Source organism: Nocardia sp. bgisy134, assembly GCF_965341865.1.
In the GTDB taxonomy this organism is placed as follows: domain Bacteria; phylum Actinomycetota; class Actinomycetes; order Mycobacteriales; family Mycobacteriaceae; genus Nocardia.
Genome location: NZ_CBDQZP010000058.1, coordinates 1 through 1,619, shown reverse-complemented (window position 1 = coordinate 1,619; position 1,619 = coordinate 1). Strand labels below are relative to the sequence as shown.

Annotated in this window: 2 protein-coding genes; both read left to right on the top strand. The window is 65.9% G+C overall.

Annotated elements, in window-relative coordinates; genetic code table 11:
• Positions 1 to 735, top strand: a 735-nt coding sequence (locus ACRWNM_RS36500) for a Mu transposase domain-containing protein (RefSeq protein ID WP_431972728.1), incomplete at its 5' end; no start/stop codon positions are given.
• Positions 735 to 1,547 carry an IS21-like element helper ATPase IstB gene (istB, locus tag ACRWNM_RS36495; protein ID WP_431972727.1) on the top strand — a complete coding sequence of 271 codons (813 nt, stop codon included), beginning with the start codon at positions 735 to 737 and terminating at the stop codon, positions 1,545 to 1,547. The genes ACRWNM_RS36500 and istB, both read left to right, overlap by 1 nt.
• Positions 1,548 to 1,619: the final 72 nt, after the last annotated feature.

Genomic DNA, 1,619 nt, shown 5'->3' with positions numbered 1-1,619 from the left:
TTCGCCGGCTGGTGGATGCTGATCGACCGGTTGGGTGCGGTGCCGCGGGTACTGGTGTGGGACGGTGAAGGCGCGATCGGCCGGTGGCGTGGTGGCCGCAACGAGCTCACTGCCGAGTGTCAGGCGTTTCGAGGAACTTTGGGCGCCAAGGTTGTCATCTGCCGTCCCGCCGACCCGGAAGCCAAGGGTGTGATCGAGCGGGCGCACGACTATCTGGAGCGATCCTTCCTGCCCGGCCGGACGTTCACCGGGCCCAACGATTTCAACACTCAGTTGAGTCAATGGCTGGCATTGGTGAACACCCGGACACGGCGGGCGTTGGGCTGCGCGCCGTGTGATCGGATCACCGCCGACCGCCAGGCGATGCTCACGCTGCCGCCGGTGGCGCCCGAGACCGGATGGCGGGGATCGGCGCGCCTGGCGCGTGATCACTACATTCGCTTGGACTCCAACGACTACTCGGTGCACCCTGCCGTGATCGGCCGCTGCGTCGAGATCGTCGCCGACCTCGAACGGGTTCGGGTGCACTCGGGTGGGCGCGTTGTCGCCGATCACGAACGGATCTGGGCCTGGCATCAATCGATCTCCGACCCCGAACACATCGAAGCAGCGAAAGTGCTGCGCCGCAGAAGGGTCGGCAACCTGCGGCCAGCGCCCGAACCCGAGGTCGAGCAGCGGCGCCTGACCGACTACGACACCGCGCTCGGTGTCGACATCGAAGGCGGGGTGGCCTGATGACCGCCACCAGAACAGCCGCCAAGACATCGACCACCGCACGGGATCTGACCGCCGAGATCTCTTTCCTGACCCGGGCGTTGAAGGCACCGACCCTGCGGGAATCGGTGCATCGACTGGCCGAACGAGCCCGCGCCGAGAACTGGAGCCATGAGGAGTTCCTCGTCGCCTGCCTGCAACGGGAAGTCTCCGCCCGCGAAAGCCACGGCGGCGAGGGCCGCATCCGCTCCGCGCGGTTTCCGGCCCGCAAATCGCTGGAAGAATTCGACTTCGGTCACGCCCGTGGACTCAAACGCGACGTCATCGCCCACCTCGGGACACTGGACTTCGTCACCGCCCGAGAGAACGTCGTTTTCCTCGGCCCGCCCGGAACCGGCAAAACACATCTGGCGATCGGGTTGGCGATCCGCGCCTGCCAGGCCGGGCACCGGGTCGCGTTCGCCACCGCCGCCGAATGGGTCGCCCGCCTCGCCGAGGCCCATCACGTCGGCCGGTTACAGGCCGAGCTGACCAAGCTCAGCCGCTACCCACTACTCGTGGTCGACGAAGTCGGCTACATCCCCTTCGAGAACGAAGCCGCCAACCTCTTCTTCCAACTCGTCTCATCCCGCTACGAACGAGCGTCGCTGATCGTGACCAGCAACAAGGTCTTCGGCCGCTGGGGCGAAGTCTTCGGCGACGACGTCGTCGCCGCAGCCATGATCGACCGCCTCGTCCACCACGCCGAAGTCATCGCCCTCAAAGGCGACAGCTACCGGCTCAAAGACCGCGACCTCGGCCGCGTCCCCACCGCCGGCACCACTAAAGGATGAACCACCAACCCACCAACCAGGGGGTCAAAATTCAGATTCCGGAAAGTGATCACCATTGGCGTTCCGTTGACA